Here is a 16,265-nt window from a genome sequence, read left to right as displayed (position 1 = left end):
GAAAAACCGCAATCGATCTCCTAACGAAAACGCTGGCATTTTCCGCGCCTTTTCAATGGTTTTTCATAAAATCTTACTGGTTCATTAAGAAAACAAGGGGCTTTGGCGCTCTCGGCCTGCGCGGCGGGTGGCGGTTTAAGACTTTGTTAACCCTGCCTCATTCTGCCCATGTTTCTGCCAGCGCGGCACCGCAGCAGGCCGCATTCCGGCCCAAGCCGTCACCCACGATGAGAGCATGGAAAATGGAGTGGGTGATGAGACGTTTTATGGGAATGGCGGCTGCTGTCGCCATGTTGGCCGCCAGTAGCGCGGCCCAGGCCGAGGGCCGTCCGGCCCCGGTGCAATCCGTCCCCGGGTGGGAGGCCGTCGGCCGGCTGAATATCTCTGGTCGCAGCATGTGCACAGGCAGTCTGATTGCGCCCGACCTTGTGTTGACCGCGGCGCATTGCCTGTACAGCCCCACTAACGGGCGGGCTGTGAATCCGCGGCGTATCAAGTTCGAGGCGGGGCTGGTGGGCCGCCAGTCAAAGGCCGCGCGGCAGGTGGTAAAGGCGGTGCTGCACCCCGGTTACGATCACCGCAGCGGCGGCGAGGCACAGAGCGGCGTGGACCTGGCGGTGCTCCGCCTTGACCGGCCGATCAGCCCGCAGAGGATCCAGCCCCTGTCGCTGGCAGCGGCGCCCTCGCGCGGTGACACGGTGGATGTGCTGTCCTACACCTATCATCAGGCGACGACCCCCAGCCGACAGAATGCCTGCCGGGTGCTGTCCTCCCGGCAGAGCATGATGGTGACATCCTGCCGGGTGGATTTCGGGGCGTCAGGGTCGCCGGTGCTGCAACTGCTGCCGGGGCGGCCGCCGCGGCTGGTCTCGGTGATTTCCGCCAAGGCGCGGATGGGGGGCAAGCGGGTGTCGATTGCCACCGGTCTCAACCACTCGCTGCATTCGCTGATGCAGGCGGCGGGCTGACGCGCCCCGCCGTCGGGCGGGGCAGGGGATGTTGCCATTTTATCAATCGCGGTCGGGCTCTGGGTCGGCCGCGATGGCTTCGCGGTTCCGACCCGGAGCGGAGCGCGTTATGAACGGGCTGCCCACCGCACCCGCGGTCCGGCCAACCCGCCCAGAGGGACAGCTGCAGAATGACCAGACCGGCCCCCACCGCCCGCGAAGGCAGGATTCTTGAACGCGATCTGAGCGCGCTGACCCTTGGTCGGGCACGGGTGCTGGATGCGGTGGTACAAACCGGCGGCCGTGACGCGGCCGTGGCGCGGGTGTTCTTCAGCTCGGCGGACAGCGCCGAAGGGCTGGGGCTGGAGGTCGGGCAGGGCGCGCGGGAAGCGGCGGTCACCCAGCACAATTTTGGCGGCGCGCCGGTGTTCGAGGCCGCGGTCGATGACTGCGACCAGCCGGTGACGGTGCGGGTCGATGACGGCGCCTGGAGCGTGCCCTTGCAGCCTGCCGAGACGGACCTGCTGGCCGGGATGAACGTGCTGGTGGCGGTGCGCAATGGCGAGACGCCGGAAATCGCGGCGGACTGGCTGACGTATCACGCTGCGCGGCATGGCATGCAGGCAGCGGTGATCCTTGATCGCGCCGAGCCGTCGGCCAGCCGCGACTTCGCCACCGCGCTGCGGGCGCTGGTCGAGGACATCGCCGGGCTGGAGCGGGTGATCGTGGTGCGCTGCAGGCTGCCGCTGGGCAAGCCTGACCTGCCCGCCGAGGCACATCCGTTCAACGTGCCCGGTGCGCCGGGCAAGGATCGCATGGAGATCCCGCCCGCCGACCCGTGGCGGGCGCCGCTGGGGGAGTTTCTGATCTACGAGATCCTGCGTGCCCGCTTTCTGGAGCAGGCCCGGGCGGTGGCGAATATCGACCTCTTCGACCTGCTGGCACCGGACGAGGGTCCGAATATCTTTGACCGGGCCGTGCAATCGGCCTCGGGCTGTGTGCAACTGGGCGGGGTGCAGGCCTACCCGTGGCGGCTGCGGCTGGACAGTGCCGCGGGGTTTGGCGACCACATCTGCACCCAGTTCGACTCGGATGCCTTGCGGCCGCGCTGGTGCCTTGCGCCGGGCAAGGTGCCGCGCGACTGTATCTGGCGCCTGGTGCGGGTGGTCGGCGTTGCGCCTGCCGCGCAGGACGTGGCGCTGTTCTACCGCTGCATGGCCCTGCGCCACCCGACCGAGAGCATCTCGGAGATCGTGCCCAAGACCAGCCTGGTGGAAACACCGCAGCTGCTGGAACTGGCACACGACCATTTCGGCGCCAAGCCCGTGCGCATCCCCGAGGAGCGTTTGCAGCGACCGGCAGGCGGCCGCGGGCGCACTGTCATCGTCACCACCATGAAGAACGAAGGCCCGTTCATTCTGGAATGGCTGGCCTATCACCGGGTGATCGGGGTGGACGACTTCCTGATCTACACCAACGATTGCACCGACGGCACCGATACGATGCTGCAGCTGTTGCAGGACAAGGGGCTGGTGCAGCACCGCGAAAACCCGTTCCGCAGCACCGATCTGAAACCGCAGCACGCTGCCTTGCAGGCCGCCGAGGAAGAGCCTGTCATCCGCGATGCCGACTGGGTGGTCTGCATGGATGTGGACGAGTTCATCAATATCAAATGCGGCGCGGGGCGCCTTGAGGATCTGTTCGCGGCGGTGGGCGACGCCAACATGATCTCGATGACCTGGCGGCTGTTCGGCAACAATGATGTGCGTGACTTTACCGGCGATCTGATCCTGCGCGAGTTCACCCGCTGCGCCCATGAAGTGACCCGCAAGCCGCATCAGGCCTGGGGGTTCAAGACGCTGTTTCGCAACAATGGCATCTTCAAGAAGCTGGGCGTGCACCGCCCCAAGGGGCTGAAGCCGCAGCTGTGGCAGGACATCCGCTGGGTCAACGGCTCTGGCAAGCCGATGCCGCGGGAGATGTACCGCAACGGCTGGCGCTCCTCGCTGTCGACCTACGGCTATGATCTGGTGCAGCTGAACCACTATGCCGTGCGCAGTGCCGAAAGCTTCCTGGTCAAGCGGGATCGCGGCCGGGTCAACCATGTCGACCGCGACCAGGGGCTGTCCTACTGGTTCCGCATGAACAACAACGCCGAGGAGGAACGCTCGATCCAGCGGATGATCCCGGCGCTGGAGGCGGAGCTGGCCCGGCTGATGGCCGACCCCGAGATTGCCGCCACGCATGCGTACTCCTGCGCCAGGCACCGCGAGAAGATCGCCGAGCTGAAGCAGCGTGACGACATGCTGACGCTGTTTCAGGAGCTGACTAGTGAGCGGTTGCAGAAACTGTCACGGCTGCATGCGCATTTCGGCGCGAACGTGTTCCTCAGCGGGCCGGGCGTGATCCCGGAGGAGATCGCCGAGAAGGCACCGGGCAGCGATTTCTGGTTCACCGTGAAGCGCGGCGAGACCACCCACTAGGGGCCGGGCGCGCCGATTTGACAGGTTTTTCTGCCGGGGTCTAAAATTCGCCATAAAGTTTCAGCACGTCTAGGGGCGTATTCGTGGATTGTTTAAAGGGCAGAAAACATGGGACTTCCCACCATCGCGTCGCTCTGGGTCGGGCCGGAGCTGAGCTGGCTGGAGCAGTTGTGCCTGAAGTCCTTTGTCGACAACGGCCACCCGGTGATCCTTTACACCTATGACAGCGTTCAGGGTGTGCCGGACGGGGTCGAGATCGCCGATGCCAACGAGATCCTGCCCGCCGATCGCATCATCCGCCATGCCCGCACCGGCAGCCCGGCCTATCACGCCGATGTCTTCCGGCTGCACCTGCTGCGGCAGACCGATTATATCTGGGCCGACACCGACGCCTATTGCTGCCAGCCCTGGGACATCAGGGGCAAGCACTTCCACGGCTGGATCTCCGACGACAAGCCGATGGTGAACAACGGTGTTCTGCGGCTGCCGAAGACGTCGAAGACGCTGAAGGCGATGTTGCAGTTCACCAGCGATGAATACCCGGTCCCGCCCTGGTACAGCGCCGAGAAGCAAGCCGAGTTGCAGGCGCTGAAGGATGCCGGGCAGGGGGTGCATGTGTCGCTGTTGCCCTGGGGTGTCTGGGGGCCGGACGCGCTGACGTGGTTCTTGCAGGACACCGGCGAGGTGGCGCAGTCGCGCCCCGGACATGTGATCTACCCGGTGCCGTTCAAGCTGGCGGGGGTGGTGTTGAACCCCAATCGTGCCAACAAGGCCCGCGGCTTCATCCGGGACGATACCCTCTCGATCCATTTCTGGGGCCGCCGGTTTCGCAACATTACCGCCAAATACGGCGGTGTCCCGGCGCCGGGCTGTTACGTGGATGACCTCCTGAAGAAACACGGCATCACTGCCGAGACGACCCGTCACCTGCTGCAAGCCAGCCCTGAAGCGAAAGAGGTGCCCATGCCCGCAATCGATCCGGCGACGCTGGATTTCTCGATGTTCAGCGATCAGGACGTGGCCAATATCCTGTTGCAGCGCTCCGAACTGGCCACCTCAGGCCAGACCATCCGGGACTGGATGGCCGGGGACGAGCAGCTGCTGCTTGAGGAGGCGCGCTCGCAGCGCGACCATATTCTGGCGGAGTCCATTCGCATCGCCGAGCGGGAATGCGGTTTCTTCCTGAAGGCCACCGATGACATCGCCCCCAGGCGCGCCGCCGACATCGGTTGCGGCTATGCCTTTGCCAGCCTGCTGCTGCACCGGCGCTATGATTGCGAGCTGGTGCTGATCGATATCGAGGAGGGCAATGGCCGTCACTTCGGCTTTCAGGGCGAGGGCGCCGGCTATACCAGCCTGGCGACCGCACGCGCCTTCCTGGAGAAGAACGGCGTGCCGACTGACAAGATCACCACCATCAACCCCAAGAAGCAGGACACTGCCGGGCTGGCGCCTGTCGACCTGGTCGTCAGCCTCGCGTCGTGCGGATTTCACTATCCGGTCAGCACCTACGAGGCGATGTTCGCCAATCAGGTCAACGCCGGTGGCGGGATCGTGCTGGATATCCGCAAGGGGTCGGGAGGCATCGGCGCGATGAAGGCTTTTGGCGCGGTGGAGGTGCTGGAGAAACACGGCAAATACTCCACGGTGCTGACACGGGTCGGCGCCACCGACAGCTGATCGGGGCAGGCTGTTAACCTTTTGCGGTTAAGGTCGCGCGCAACCCTCGCTGTGCCGAGCGCGTAGTGAAAGTGGCTTGCCCCTGCCGGGCAGGCAGAAAGGATATGAGGCCGCAATGATCGCGGAGCATTTGGATTTCAGATCGGTGCTGCCGGAGCTGGACGTCGACGAGGTGCGCCGCGTTGCCGATATCAACGGTCAGGCGGCAGAACTGTCCGCGCTGCTGCATCGTCGCTATGGCTGTCGGGTCGAGTATGTGAGCCTGGACCGCAAGGGGCGGCCGGTGTCGCCGCAACCCGAGGATCTGCAGGCGTGGCGGGACCGGCTGGTTGCCGCGGGCGTGGACGAGGACGCGATCCATGTGCAGGGCAGCACGGTGCCTTCGCACCCCTATGACGTGATCCTCGCCTTGAACAGCTTCGGGGTGCGCCACAAGATCCAGAACATCAAACCGCTGCTTGACCAGGCGCTGCATCCGCTCAGCCGGTTGGTGATCGAGATCCGCAAGGGCTCGGGCAGCTATCCGTTTCTCAAGGCCTATGGCAGCTGCAACACGCTGCTGGCGCCGGAGGCCGAGCGGACCGGGCTGGCGGTGCTGTCGGCCGAGCCGCAGGAGCTGCAGCCGCCCTCCGGCGAATGGTCGGCGCTGGCGCGGAGGCTGGCAGGGGGCGAGGGATTCTTTGACGAGCTGGAGGAGCACTCGTTCCTGTTCATGCCGCGCGGGCGCACGCTGGTCGTGACCTTCGACAATCTCGATATCGCGATGACCAAGCGCGATGACCGGCGGCCCTGGGGCTTCAGCTTCATCGAGGCGCAGGGCTGGTCGATGCTGGGGGTGATGGCCAATGGCTGGACCTGGTTTCGCCACGCGGAGGTCACCGCCAAGTTCGAGGCGCTGCGGGACAGCGGCTTTTTCGACCGCTTCGAGCGGGTGGTGTTCTATGGCGCCTCCATGGGTGGCTATGCGGCGGCGGCCTATGCCGCGGCGGCGCCCGGATCGACGGTGTTTGCGATCAGCCCGCAGTCGACCCTGGACAAGCGGCTGGTGCCCTGGGAGATGCGCTACAAGAAGGTGTGGGAGCGGGATTTCTCGGGGCCTTTCGGCGATGCGGCGCTGGCCAGCCAGGCGGCGGGCGAGGTGCATGTCATGTATGACCCCTATGTGGCCCCCGACGCCGCCCATGCGGCGCGCTTTACCGGGAGCAATGTCACGTTCTGGCGTTGCCCCCTGCTGGGGCACCGGCTGGGGTCCTCGCTGCAGCAGATGGGGATCCTGCAGGACATCGCCACGGGGGCGATCAATGGCACACTGACGCCGCAGCGCTTCCGCCAGTTGCTGCGGCGGCGGCACGGCTTTGCCCGCTATCAGCGGGAACTGGCCAATCTGGCGCTGGAGCGCGGCCATCCGCAGCTGGCGCGCAAGGTCTGCGATTACGTGCTGCGTCAACGGGACGATCGGTATTTCCGCCGCCTGCGCCAGCGGTTGTGATCATCCAAGGCTTATGCGATGCAAAAGGCCGGGCCGCCGCGGAAGATCGGCCGCCACCCGCCCGGCCAGACAGGGACTGAGGTAAACGGCACTATGCGCGACATCACCATCGCCTTTCACATCGGAGCGCCGAACACCGACAATGGCCAGCTGACCTGGTCGTTGCGCAAGGATGCGGCGCGGCTGCTGGAGCAGGGGGTGATGATCCGGCGACCCGGGACCTATATGAAGGCGGTCACCGACATGCTGCGCAAGCAGGACCAGGAGTTTGTCACCGACCAGGAGCGGGATGCGCTGCTGGCGCATCTGGTCAAGGACAATGACGTTGACCGGCTGATCCTGACCAGCTCCAGCTTCCTGGGGGTGCCGGCCTGGATGCTGAGCGGGGGGCGGCTGTTTCGCAATGCGGGGCGCAATGCGGCGGCGCTGCGGGGCTTGTTCCCCGACAACCCCTGCGCCTTCTTCCTGGGGCTGCGCAATCCCGCCACCCTGATCGGGCCGGTGTTTCGCTCGCAATCGAGCCGTACCTGGCAGGAGTTCGCGGGCAAGGCGGACTTCTTGAACCTGCGCTGGTCGGAGGTGGTTGCCGATATCCGGATGCGCAACCCGGAGTGCCCGATCACCGTCTGGTGCAACGAGGAAACGCCGGTGATCTGGCCGAACATCCTGGGCCATGTGACCGGGCTGGGCGACAGCTTCCGCTTCTCCGGGGAGCTGGACATCACCCGAGGCATCATTTCGGAGGCGGGGTACGAGCGGCTGGAAGCCTATCTGGCCAGCCGCCCCGGCCTCAGCGAGGCGCAGCGCGAGCGGGTGCGGGAGTTGTTCCTGACCTACTACTACAGCGAGGACGCGGTCGAGGAAGAAATCGATCTGCCCGGATGGTCGCAGACGCTGGTGGACCATATGAGCGAGACCTACCAGGCCGATGCCGACCTGATCCGGCGAATGCCCGGCGTCACCTTTCTGAGCTGACGGCGGCGCGGCTGTAGAACCGGCGCATCAGGATGGCGGTCAGGTACATCGGCACCTGGTAGCAGCCTAGAAAGATCAGCAAAGGCTCGGTGGTGGCTGCGGGCAGGGCGATCAGGAACAGGGCGAAGTTCCGGTTGCCGGCCACGACGGAGACGGCCACCGCGCCACTGCCCGCGCGGCGGCGCACCACCGCATAGGTCAGCATTTGCAGGCCGAGGTTGGCCGCCAGTGCAAATCCCATCCATTGCAGCACCAGCCAGGGTTGCTGCTCCAGGGCCGGGCCCAGGGCCGACATCAGTGCGATCACGATCACGGCCAGTGCAATCATCGTCAGCCCGTCGATCGCGGTGGCCTGATCTGGCCGCAGGTTCGGCAGCGTGAGGCGCCGCAGCAGGAAACCGGCAAGGACCACCAGGCCAATCGTCGCCACCAGCCGCCCCGCCGCGCGCAGCACGTCCGCGAGGTGGTCAAGCTCGCCGAGACCCGGCATCAGCAGAATGATCGGGATCACCGTCAGCGGCATCAGGGCGGTGCCGAGGATCAGCAGGCGAAAGGCGGTCTCGGGTGGGTGGCCCAGCAGGGCGGTGATGTTCGGGCTGCCGGTCACCGACGGCGCGCTGAGCATCAGCACCAGCGCCAGGGCGGCCGGGGTTTCCGCAAGGCCTAGCAGCGCAGCCCCTGCCAGGGCCAGCAAGGGCAGCGCCAGTTGCAGCAGCGCCACGGCGCAGAGGGTATCAAGACCGTCCCGCAGGCCGCCGACGGCCCGGCTGTAGCCGATCCTGTAGGCGTTGAGGAACAGGAGCGCCGCCACCATGTGTGGCAGCCAGGGCTGCAACCTGGCCGCCAGGTCCGGCAGCAGCAGCCCCGTGAGCAGCCCCATGACCAGGGCGGCGCGACCGTGGCGGGCCGCAAGCTGCAGCAGGCCCATCATCCGGCGCAGCCAGGCATGGGCCCGGCGGGCGGAGCGCAGAGGCGAGCGAGACAGCGGTCCCCGCCCGCGCCGAGGGCGCGCGCTCGGGTCATGTCAGCAGCAACAACCAGAACCAGATGGTGAAGATGCTGACCCCGGTTGCGATCAGGACTGAGGAGGCCGCCACCCGTTTGGCGCGTCCGTACATGCTGGCAAAGATATAGCCGTTGAACCCGGTGGCCATGGAGGCATTCAGCACCCCCGAGCGGAACAGATCCTGCGGCAGCGCCAGCGCAGACCCCATGGCCCAGACAATCGCCGGGTGGATCATCAGAGAGGTGAGGCAGACAAAAAGGATAGCGCGCAGATCGCCCTCGGGGCGGTATTGGACCAGCACGCCGCCCAAGGCGAACAGCGCGCCGGGCAGGGCGGCGCGGATCACCAGGGACAGGGCCTCATCCACCACCACCGGAATGGCGTAGCCCGAGAAATTCACCAGGAACCCCAGTGCGATCCCGAGGATCAGCACGTTGCGGAACATGGCATTGAGCACCGCGGAAACGGTCTTGACCCCGCCCGCGCCGCGGTTGCGCAGGATCTCCATCACGGTGATGCCGACGCCGTAGCAGAAGGGCGAATGAAAGGCGATGATCGCGTAGTTGCCGGTCAGGTTGTCGGCTCCGAAGGCGCGTTCGGTGATCGGCAGCCCCAGCAGAACCGAGTTGGAGAACAGGCAGCAGAAACCGATCACGGCGCAGTCTTCCCAGTCGCGTTTGAACAGGATGCGGGCGCCGAAGAGGCCGATCATGAAACAGGTGAAGGCACCGGTGTAGAAACTGGCGAGCAGACGGGGATCAAAGCTTGCGGACAGATCCAGTGTGGCGATGGCGCGAAACAGCAGGCAGGGGATCGCAAAGCTCTGGGTGAACTTGGCCAGGCCGTCGATATGTCCCTGCGTGAAGAAGCCCTTGCGTGTTGAAACGTAGCCCGCGCCGATGACCAGAAAAACCGGCAGGATGACATCAATCAGGGTTTGAAACACGGGCAGGGTACTCCGCAGAAATGTTTTGCTGCAATGGCTTGGCTAAAATGTTCGCGGGGGCAGCCCCCCGCCAATCCGTCTCCCTTCAGAGCGGGAGCCGGATCACCATGCCGTCATAGGCCGGGGTGATGTGGTCCGGTGTTTCGGCTTCGACCGTGGCGTAATCCATGTCGTTATGCATGTTGGTGATGATGCCGCGCTTCGGGGCCATCCGCTCGAACCAGGACAGCGCGTCGGCGTAGCAGAAATGCGTCGGGTGCGGACTGCGGCGCAGACCGTCGAGGATCCAGACGTCCAGCCCTTCCAGCGCGGGCAGCGCGGCATCGGGGATCGCGGAGACATCCGGAAGATAGGCCAGGTCGCCGATGCGGAATCCGAGCGCGTCAATGGAGCCGTGCTCGACCTCGAAGGGGCGCAGCGAAATCGCGCCACCGGGGCCGTCGATCTGGAAGGGGCCGTCAATGGATTTCAGTTCCAGGATCGGCGGGTAGGGCGAACCATCCGGCTGGACGAAGACGTAGCCAAAGCGGCTCAGCAGGTCGTTCTGGGTGGGGCCGTCGGCATAGACGGGGATGCGCTGGCGCATGTTGAAATAGACCATGCGCAGGTCGTCGATGCCGTTCATGTGATCGGCATGGGAATGGGTGTAGACCACCGCGTCAAGGCGGCTGACACCGGCGTCCAGAAGCTGGTTGCGCATGTCCGGCGACGTGTCGATCAGCACCGAGGTGGTCCCGTCGGGGCCGTCGCGCTCCACCAGCAGCGAGCAGCGGCTGCGGCGGTTCTTCGGGTTCTCCGGGTCGCAATCGCCCCAGTGGCCGCCGATGCGTGGCACCCCGCCGGATGAGCCGGAGCCGAGGATGGTGAAGCGCATTTCCGCCATCAGGCTGCGGCCTCGTAGCGGGCGGCCTTCCAGAACAACCGGTCGAAGTTGGCCTGGGTCTGGGCCGCGAAATCCGCATAGTCCATGCCAAAGACCTCGGCGCCGACCTTGGCGGTGAAGGCGGTATAGGCCGGTTCGTTGCGCTTGCCGCGGTGCGGCGGCGGGGCCAGGTAGGGGGCGTCGGTTTCCACCAGGATGCGCTCGACCGGGGCGGCGGCAAAGATGTCGCGCAGTTCCTGGCTCTTGGGGAAGGCGGCGATGCCGGACATCGACAGGTAGAAGCCCAGGTCGAGGGCTGCGCGGGCCAGCTCCGCCGAAGAGGAGAAGCAGTGCATCACGCAGGAGTAGGCGCCGTTGGCCATTTCCTCGGTCAGGATACGGGCCATGTCGTCATCGGCGGCGCGGGCGTGGATGATCAGCGGCAGGCCGGTTTCGCGGGCTGCGGCGATATGGGTGCGCAGCGACTGTTGCTGCACCTCGGCGCTGTCGGCGGTATAATGGTAGTCCAGCCCGGTTTCGCCGATGCCGACGAATTTCGGGTGCTTTGCCAGCGCCACCAGCTCCTCCACCGTGACCAGCGGTTCTTCGGCGGCGCTCATCGGGTGGGTGCCCGCGGCATAGAACACAGGATCATGGGCCTCGGCGATGGCGCGCACGGTGGGTTCGTTCTTCAGCTTGGTGCAGATCGTGACCATCCGGGTCACACCGGCCGCGGCAGCGCTGGCCAGCACCTCGTCCAGCCGTCCTTCGAAGTCGGGGAAGTCCAGGTGGCAGTGGCTGTCGGTAATCTGGGGGGTGGTCTCGGTCATGAATCCTCTGGCGCAACTTGGACCGCGCCGGGCAGCTGCGCTCAGCGCGACGCGGTTTCCTGCATCTTGAAAACCGTATCTAGGACTAGCGCGGCGGGGTCAAGGTTCACCGCCTGGCCGTGGCGGGCGCGGGCGGTGACCTCGGCCGCCAGATCCGCCCAGGCGCGGCCCTTGCGCGGATCGGGAGCCAGCCGGGCCAGCATCTCGGCTTCCTGCGGGGCGGCTTCGGGGGCGGGCGGCGTGCCGGTGGCGCCGGTGCGCGCCAGCCGCGCCAGCGCCATTTCGGTCAGCGACAACAGCAGCTCGAACCGTTCCGCGGCACCGCGCTGGGCGGCGGCCTCGGCCAGGGCCATGGCGCGCTGGCGGTCGAGCCGGGGCAGGGAGGCAAGGATCTGCACCAGCTCGGCATAGATCTTGAGCCCGCCCAGATTGATCAGCCTCAGTGCCGCGCCGACAGAACCACCGGCCAGGGCCGCGAGATGGTCCATGTTCTCCGGCAGCGCCACCTCGGACTGGGCGAGCGCGTCCTGCATGTCACTGGCTGACAGCGGCCCGAGCCGCAGCGTGCGGCAGCGGGAGCGGATGGTCGGCAACAGCCGGGAGGGCTGATGCGAGATCAGCAGCAGCGTGGTGCGGGCGGGCGGCTCCTCGAGCATTTTCAGCAGCGCGTTGGCGGCGCTTACGTTCATGTCGTCGGCGGCGTCGACGATCACCACGCGCCGTCCGCCGTCGGTGGCGGACAGGCCGAAGAAGCGGTTCAGCTTGCGGATGTCGTCCACCACGATCTGGCTGCGCAGTTTGCCCTTGTCGTCGTAGGAGCGGGTGATCGACGCAAGGCCCGGCTCTGCCAGAGCCTGAATGCGATGGGCGACCGGGTGGTCGGGATCAATATCGAGGCTTTGCGGTGGGGGCGGCGCGCCGAACAGCCCGTCTTCGGCGGGTGGCGTGGCCAGCAGGAAGCGCGCGATGCGCCAGGCGAGGGTCGCCTTGCCGACGCCCTGCGGCCCGGTGAGCAGCCAGCCGTGGTGCAGGCGATCGGAGGTATAGGCGGTGAGGAAATCCTGCTCGGCCGACTGCTGTCCGATCAGCCGCAGGGTTTCGCGTGGGTGCGGTGCGCCTTCGGCCTGGTCGGCGCGTGGCAGCGCGTCTTCATCGCTCATGCCAGAACCTCGTCGACATGTTTGCGCACCTCGGCGGCTACCGCATCGACCGGACGGGCGCCGTCGATGATCCGGAAACGGTTGCTGAACTCCTGCGCCAGCGCCAGGAAACCCGCCCGCATCTTCTCCTGCAGCTCGACGCCGAAATCCTCGAAGCGTTCTTCCTTGCCCTGACGCCCCTTGGCACGGGCGAGGCCGACGGAGGGGTCCATGTCGATCAGCAGCGTGAGGTCCGGCTCGCGGCCGATCATCAACTTGTGCATCTGGTCCACCGCGGCGCGCAGATCGCCGCGCGACAGCCCCTGATACATCCTGGTGCTGTCCGCGAAGCGGTCGCAGATCACCACCTTGCCCGCAGCCAGCGCGGGTTCGATTGTCCGCTCGAGGTGATCGCGCCGTGCCGCCATGAACAGCAGCAGCTCGGTCTCTGCCGACCAGCGGTCGGGGTCGCCCTCCAGCACCAGACGGCGGATTTGCTCGGCCCCCGGCGAGCCGCCGGGTTCGCGGGTCAGCACCACCTCGCGGCCCGCATCGCGCAACGCGTCGGCCAACAGGCGGCACTGGGTCGACTTGCCGGAGCCGTCGATGCCCTCAAAGGTGATGAACAGGCCACACGCGCCTCTGGCGGGTGTCACAGCGCCCCCTCGGGGCCGTTCAGGAAGCGCTTGATCAAGACCTGCGCCGCGGTGCGGACCTGCACCACGAAGCCGCCGCGCGGGACGTCATTGGCCGCAACCAGCGGCAGGTGCACCTCCGGCAGCTCCTCGGGTTGCAGCACCAGCTCGGCAAGCCGCTGCCCCTGCTTCACGGGCGCTTCGATCGGGCCGCTGTAGACCACTTCGCCTTCGATGGTGTCCGCTGTCAGCGAGGGCAGCAGGATCTCGAGATCGTTTGCGGGTACCAGCCCTACCGATCCTGTAGCGCCGCGCCAGACCTCGGCCTCGGCGATTGGATCGCCCTGTTTGGCGACGGTTTTCTTGGTGAATTGGCGAAACGACCAGTTAACGAGGGCTTCGGCCTCCTCTGCGCGGGCGCGTTCGCTCTCCATCCCGGTGATGACGAAAATCACCCGGCGGTCCCCCTGTTTGGCCGAGCCGACGAGGCCATAGCCGGCCTCCTCGGTGTGGCCGGTCTTGAGCCCGTCGGCACCGATGCCGAGCCGCAGCAGCGGGTTGCGGTTGCGGGTGTTGGAGGGCGCGCGGCCGTCGAACTCGAAGGAGGTTTCGGCAAACAGCGGGTAGTATTCCGGGAAGTCCTCGATCAGCCGTTCGGCCAGGATCGCCAGGTCATGCACCGACATGCGGTGGCCCGCGGCGGGCCAGCCGTTGGAATTGGCGAAGGTGGAGGCCGTCATGCCGAGGTCCTGACCGCGTTTGGTCATGTAGCGGGCAAAACCGGCCTCGGTGCCATCGGGGCTCAGCGCCTCGGCGATCACCGCGCAGGCGTCATTGCCTGACAGCACGATGATGCCGCGCAACAGATCCTCGACCCGCACCCGGTCGGTGGTGTCGAGGAACATGGTGGAGCCGCCATAGCTCATGGCGTGTTCGCTGACCGGCAGGGTTTCGTCCAGCGACAACCGCCCGTCGCGCAGCGCCTCGAAGGCGACGTAGAGTGTCATCAGCTTGGACATCGAGGCCGGCGGCAGTGGCACATCGGCATTCTTTTCCAGCAAGACCGTATCGGTGCCCGCGTCCAGCACATAGGCCGCGCGTGCCTTGGTATCAAAGGCCGCAGCCGAAAGCGCAGAGAAGCTGACCGCAAGGCCGGTTGCCAGTCCAAGCCGCAGGGCCGCCAGCAGTCCGCGCCCGGTCCGGGCCATGTTCAGGTTAGTTCGAGACAGCATAGGCATCCGCAAATCCGGTTTCCTTTACGCTTTTCAACAGCTGGGTGCGTTCTGCCTTGGTTTTGGCCGGACCGACCAGAACCCGCCAGAAGGCTTTGCCATTGGTGGAATGTTCCCGCACCGACGGCACCATGCCTGCGTTGCGCATCATGTCCGCGGTACGATTGGCGTTGGCTTCGACGCTGAAGATCCCGATCTGGATGTAGGGCTTGTCCAGCGCGGACGGCTGCGGGGCAGGGCGCGGCGCGGCAGGCGCGGCGCTGGCGACCGGGGCGGCCGCGTCGATCGCCTCAGCAGCCCCTGCAATCGGGTCCAGCGACGTTTGTGCAATGTCCGAGCTCGCGCTAGCGGCCAGGGCCTGCGCCGCATTCGCAGTCTCGGCATCGGTATCGTCCGTGGCGGTGTCGGCATCGGTCTCCGCGTCGCCGGGGCTGACTTCCTCGCGGCGCAGGGCGGTGACGTTCAGCTCGACCGGAGCTCCGGCCAGCATGCCGAGGGCTGCCGCCGCGTCGGAGGAGACCTGCAGGCGCGGGCCGGGGATCTCGCGCTCCCGCCTGAACAACGCGCCGATCACGAACTGGCCGTTGGCGTTGTTGCGGATGATCACGCGTTCGGGTTCCTTGGTGTCGGGGTGTGCCACCCAGACCCCTCCGATCGACGGCCGGCCGTCCCAGAGACCGGCTTCGGTGACCTGAAAGGCTTCGGGCGCTTCGACGTCGCGTTCCACCAGCCGGGTGCTGCTGGACGGGGTCACGGCGGCGGCGCCGTCCGGTTTCTTTTGCAAAAAGCCCAGTTTGGGACCGTCTTCGCAGCCGGTCAGAACCAGCAGGCCAATGGCCACCGCAGCAATCCGCGGCGCGGTCCTTGCATTGGACATGGTGTTTTGCATGCTCTCTTCCTTGCCTGTGCCCGCAGCGCCAGCGCGCCCCTGCCGGAATGTCCGGTCTTCTTGTTGATTTGGCGGCATGATAGCCTGCGTGTCCGGCCATGAAAACCCTACCGCATCACCGCATGCGGGAAAGCTCGGAGGCCGGCATGTTTCCGCCCGAATGGAGCCCTGCGCAACGCGGGCTTGACGGGCCAAGGGGGCATTGGCCGGGGTGCAGGGCCCGCAGGGCGGCGGTGGCGAAGGGGCGGTCCAATTTACGCTTGCTTCGTGCGGTTTTGCAGCCTAAACCGCAACCGGACCGGGGAGGTGGCAGAGTGGTCGAATGCGGCGGTCTTGAAAACCGTTGAACGTGAGAGCGTTCCCAGGGTTCGAATCCCTGTCTCCCCGCCACTTGCCCCCCGCGAAGATTTGATCCCGAACCTTGGCTGTCGGTTTCCTGTTCTTTTTACAGGGTATTGGCTGAGCTTTCGCAGGGGGGAGAGTGGCTGAAGGCGGTCTCTGAGAGACGAAATTCCCAGATCCTGATTGCTTCAACGGTGACGGTTCCTGTCGGCGCGCTACGAAGACCGCGTATTCGCGAAAACCCACATTCGCGGCGTGGGCGGCGAATGATACGTCGTGGGTTGAACCCAGTGCACCGAATGCCGGGCCTGTGGTGGTCGGCATTCGGAATTTTATCGCTGCGGGCAGCCGCTTCTAGCTGTATCACCGCCCGCCGCCAGAGGGGCGTCAGCCTTCCGCGGCGATGGCCAGAACCTCGATGCGGTAGTGCGGCTGCGCCATGCGGGCCTCGACGCACACGCGGGTCGGCGGTGTCGTGTCGGCGACCCATTCGTCCCAGACGGCGTTCATGCCTGCGTAATCGTCCATGTCGGCGAGCCAGATCTGTACCGAGATCAGGTTCTGGCGGCTGGTACCGGCCTCGGCGAGCAGCGCATCGACCTTGGCGAAGACGTCGCGCGACTGGACTTCGATGTCGCCGTCCTTGAGCTGCGACACCTGCCCGGCGAGGTGCACCTGGCCGTTGTGGATCGCGATTGCCGAAAAGCGGGACGAGCCGCCGATTTTCCTTAAAGTGCCAGTCATGCGGGGCGCTCCTTGTTTCTGCTGTCCGCTGGTCTTGTAGACAGCTCCCCATGATTCAGGCAAAGT

Annotated in this window: 14 protein-coding genes and 1 tRNA gene; 6 read left to right on the top strand and 9 right to left on the bottom strand. The window is 66.1% G+C overall.

The window, feature by feature from the left end:
- Window positions 1-254: 254 nt before the first annotated feature.
- The 5 genes from AB9K35_RS08900 to AB9K35_RS08880 all read left to right on the top strand — a co-directional run bounded on the left by AB9K35_RS08900 (window position 255) and on the right by AB9K35_RS08880 (window position 7,574).
- Complete coding sequence (locus AB9K35_RS08900; RefSeq protein ID WP_369925429.1) at window positions 255-968, top strand: serine protease; 714 nt, start codon at window positions 255-257, stop codon at window positions 966-968.
- 170 nt (window positions 969-1,138) lie between these two features.
- Window positions 1,139-3,430 carry a glycosyltransferase family 2 protein gene (locus AB9K35_RS08895; RefSeq protein WP_369925427.1) on the top strand — a complete coding sequence of 764 codons (2,292 nt, stop codon included), beginning with the start codon at window positions 1,139-1,141 and terminating at the stop codon, window positions 3,428-3,430.
- Window positions 3,431-3,538: 108 nt separating this feature from the next.
- On the top strand, window positions 3,539-5,110 hold the full coding sequence (locus AB9K35_RS08890; RefSeq protein ID WP_369925425.1) for a class I SAM-dependent methyltransferase: 1,572 nt from the start codon (window positions 3,539-3,541) through the stop codon (window positions 5,108-5,110).
- 115 nt (window positions 5,111-5,225) lie between these two features.
- Window positions 5,226-6,599, top strand: coding sequence for a hypothetical protein (locus AB9K35_RS08885; RefSeq protein ID WP_369925423.1), 1,374 nt, complete (start codon window positions 5,226-5,228; stop codon window positions 6,597-6,599).
- Between the two features lie 93 nt (window positions 6,600-6,692).
- Window positions 6,693-7,574: a hypothetical protein gene (locus tag AB9K35_RS08880; RefSeq protein WP_369925421.1), complete on the top strand. Its 882-nt coding sequence runs from the start codon at window positions 6,693-6,695 to the stop codon at window positions 7,572-7,574.
- Here the strand turns inward: AB9K35_RS08880 and AB9K35_RS08875 are convergent.
- The 8 genes from AB9K35_RS08875 to AB9K35_RS08840 all read right to left on the bottom strand — a co-directional run bounded on the left by AB9K35_RS08875 (window position 7,558) and on the right by AB9K35_RS08840 (window position 15,113).
- The gene (locus tag AB9K35_RS08875; protein ID WP_369925419.1) at window positions 7,558-8,505 is read right to left on the bottom strand and encodes a hypothetical protein; all 948 of its coding nucleotides are present in this window, start codon (window positions 8,503-8,505) and stop codon (window positions 7,558-7,560) included. The two genes, AB9K35_RS08880 and AB9K35_RS08875, sit on opposite strands and share 17 nt — an antisense overlap.
- A gap of 88 nt (window positions 8,506-8,593) precedes the next feature.
- Complete coding sequence (locus tag AB9K35_RS08870; RefSeq protein WP_369925417.1) at window positions 8,594-9,526, bottom strand: AEC family transporter; 933 nt, start codon at window positions 9,524-9,526, stop codon at window positions 8,594-8,596.
- 85 nt (window positions 9,527-9,611) lie between these two features.
- Complete coding sequence (locus tag AB9K35_RS08865) at window positions 9,612-10,409, bottom strand: MBL fold metallo-hydrolase (RefSeq protein ID WP_369925415.1); 798 nt, start codon at window positions 10,407-10,409, stop codon at window positions 9,612-9,614.
- Window positions 10,409-11,218, bottom strand: a complete 810-nt coding sequence (locus AB9K35_RS08860; RefSeq protein WP_222455125.1) for a TatD family hydrolase — start codon at window positions 11,216-11,218, stop codon at window positions 10,409-10,411. The genes AB9K35_RS08865 and AB9K35_RS08860 overlap by 1 nt, the downstream gene beginning before the upstream one ends.
- A gap of 41 nt (window positions 11,219-11,259) precedes the next feature.
- The gene (locus AB9K35_RS08855) at window positions 11,260-12,378 is read right to left on the bottom strand and encodes a DNA polymerase III subunit delta' (protein ID WP_369925413.1); all 1,119 of its coding nucleotides are present in this window, start codon (window positions 12,376-12,378) and stop codon (window positions 11,260-11,262) included.
- Window positions 12,375-13,013: a dTMP kinase gene (tmk, locus tag AB9K35_RS08850; RefSeq protein ID WP_369925411.1), complete on the bottom strand. Its 639-nt coding sequence runs from the start codon at window positions 13,011-13,013 to the stop codon at window positions 12,375-12,377. The genes AB9K35_RS08855 and tmk overlap by 4 nt, the downstream gene beginning before the upstream one ends.
- Window positions 13,010-14,200, bottom strand: coding sequence for a D-alanyl-D-alanine carboxypeptidase family protein (locus tag AB9K35_RS08845; protein WP_369925568.1), 1,191 nt, complete (start codon window positions 14,198-14,200; stop codon window positions 13,010-13,012). Before AB9K35_RS08845 ends, tmk begins: the two co-directional genes overlap by 4 nt.
- Before the next feature lie 7 nt (window positions 14,201-14,207).
- Window positions 14,208-15,113, bottom strand: coding sequence for an SPOR domain-containing protein (locus AB9K35_RS08840; protein WP_369925409.1), 906 nt, complete (start codon window positions 15,111-15,113; stop codon window positions 14,208-14,210).
- A gap of 300 nt (window positions 15,114-15,413) precedes the next feature.
- Between AB9K35_RS08840 and AB9K35_RS08835 the strand changes: the two genes are divergently transcribed.
- Window positions 15,414-15,503, top strand: a tRNA-Ser gene (locus AB9K35_RS08835).
- Between the two features lie 339 nt (window positions 15,504-15,842).
- Here the strand turns inward: AB9K35_RS08835 and AB9K35_RS08830 are convergent.
- Entirely contained in the window at window positions 15,843-16,199 is a 357-nt protein-coding gene (locus AB9K35_RS08830; protein WP_369925407.1) for a RidA family protein, read from the bottom strand.
- Between the last annotated feature and the right edge of the window lie 66 nt (window positions 16,200-16,265).

It is taken from the genome of Leisingera sp. XS_AS12 (assembly GCF_041224635.1).
In the GTDB taxonomy this organism is placed as follows: domain Bacteria; phylum Pseudomonadota; class Alphaproteobacteria; order Rhodobacterales; family Rhodobacteraceae; genus Leisingera.
The sequence above is the reverse complement of the archived record's forward strand: the minus strand, read 5'-3'. Positions and strand labels throughout refer to the sequence as shown.

Bases quoted from the DNA above. Each gene is read 5' to 3' on its own strand.
- AB9K35_RS08900 (WP_369925429.1), top strand. From the start codon at position 255: ATGAGACGTTTTATGGGAATGGCGGCTGCTGTCGCCATGTTGGCCGCC.
- AB9K35_RS08895 (WP_369925427.1), top strand. From the start codon at position 1,139: ATGACCAGACCGGCCCCCACCGCCCGCGAAGGCAGGATTCTTGAACGC.
- AB9K35_RS08890 (WP_369925425.1), top strand. From the start codon at position 3,539: ATGGGACTTCCCACCATCGCGTCGCTCTGGGTCGGGCCGGAGCTGAGC.
- AB9K35_RS08885 (WP_369925423.1), top strand. From the start codon at position 5,226: ATGATCGCGGAGCATTTGGATTTCAGATCGGTGCTGCCGGAGCTGGAC.
- AB9K35_RS08880 (WP_369925421.1), top strand. From the start codon at position 6,693: ATGCGCGACATCACCATCGCCTTTCACATCGGAGCGCCGAACACCGAC.
- AB9K35_RS08875 (WP_369925419.1), bottom strand. From the start codon at position 8,505: ATGATGGGCCTGCTGCAGCTTGCGGCCCGCCACGGTCGCGCCGCCCTG.
- AB9K35_RS08865 (WP_369925415.1), bottom strand. From the start codon at position 10,409: ATGGCGGAAATGCGCTTCACCATCCTCGGCTCCGGCTCATCCGGCGGG.
- AB9K35_RS08860 (WP_222455125.1), bottom strand. From the start codon at position 11,218: ATGACCGAGACCACCCCCCAGATTACCGACAGCCACTGCCACCTGGAC.
- AB9K35_RS08855 (WP_369925413.1), bottom strand. From the start codon at position 12,378: ATGAGCGATGAAGACGCGCTGCCACGCGCCGACCAGGCCGAAGGCGCA.
- AB9K35_RS08845 (WP_369925568.1), bottom strand. From the start codon at position 14,200: ATGGCCCGGACCGGGCGCGGACTGCTGGCGGCCCTGCGGCTTGGACTG.
- AB9K35_RS08840 (WP_369925409.1), bottom strand. From the start codon at position 15,113: ATGCAAAACACCATGTCCAATGCAAGGACCGCGCCGCGGATTGCTGCG.
- AB9K35_RS08830 (WP_369925407.1), bottom strand. From the start codon at position 16,199: ATGACTGGCACTTTAAGGAAAATCGGCGGCTCGTCCCGCTTTTCGGCA.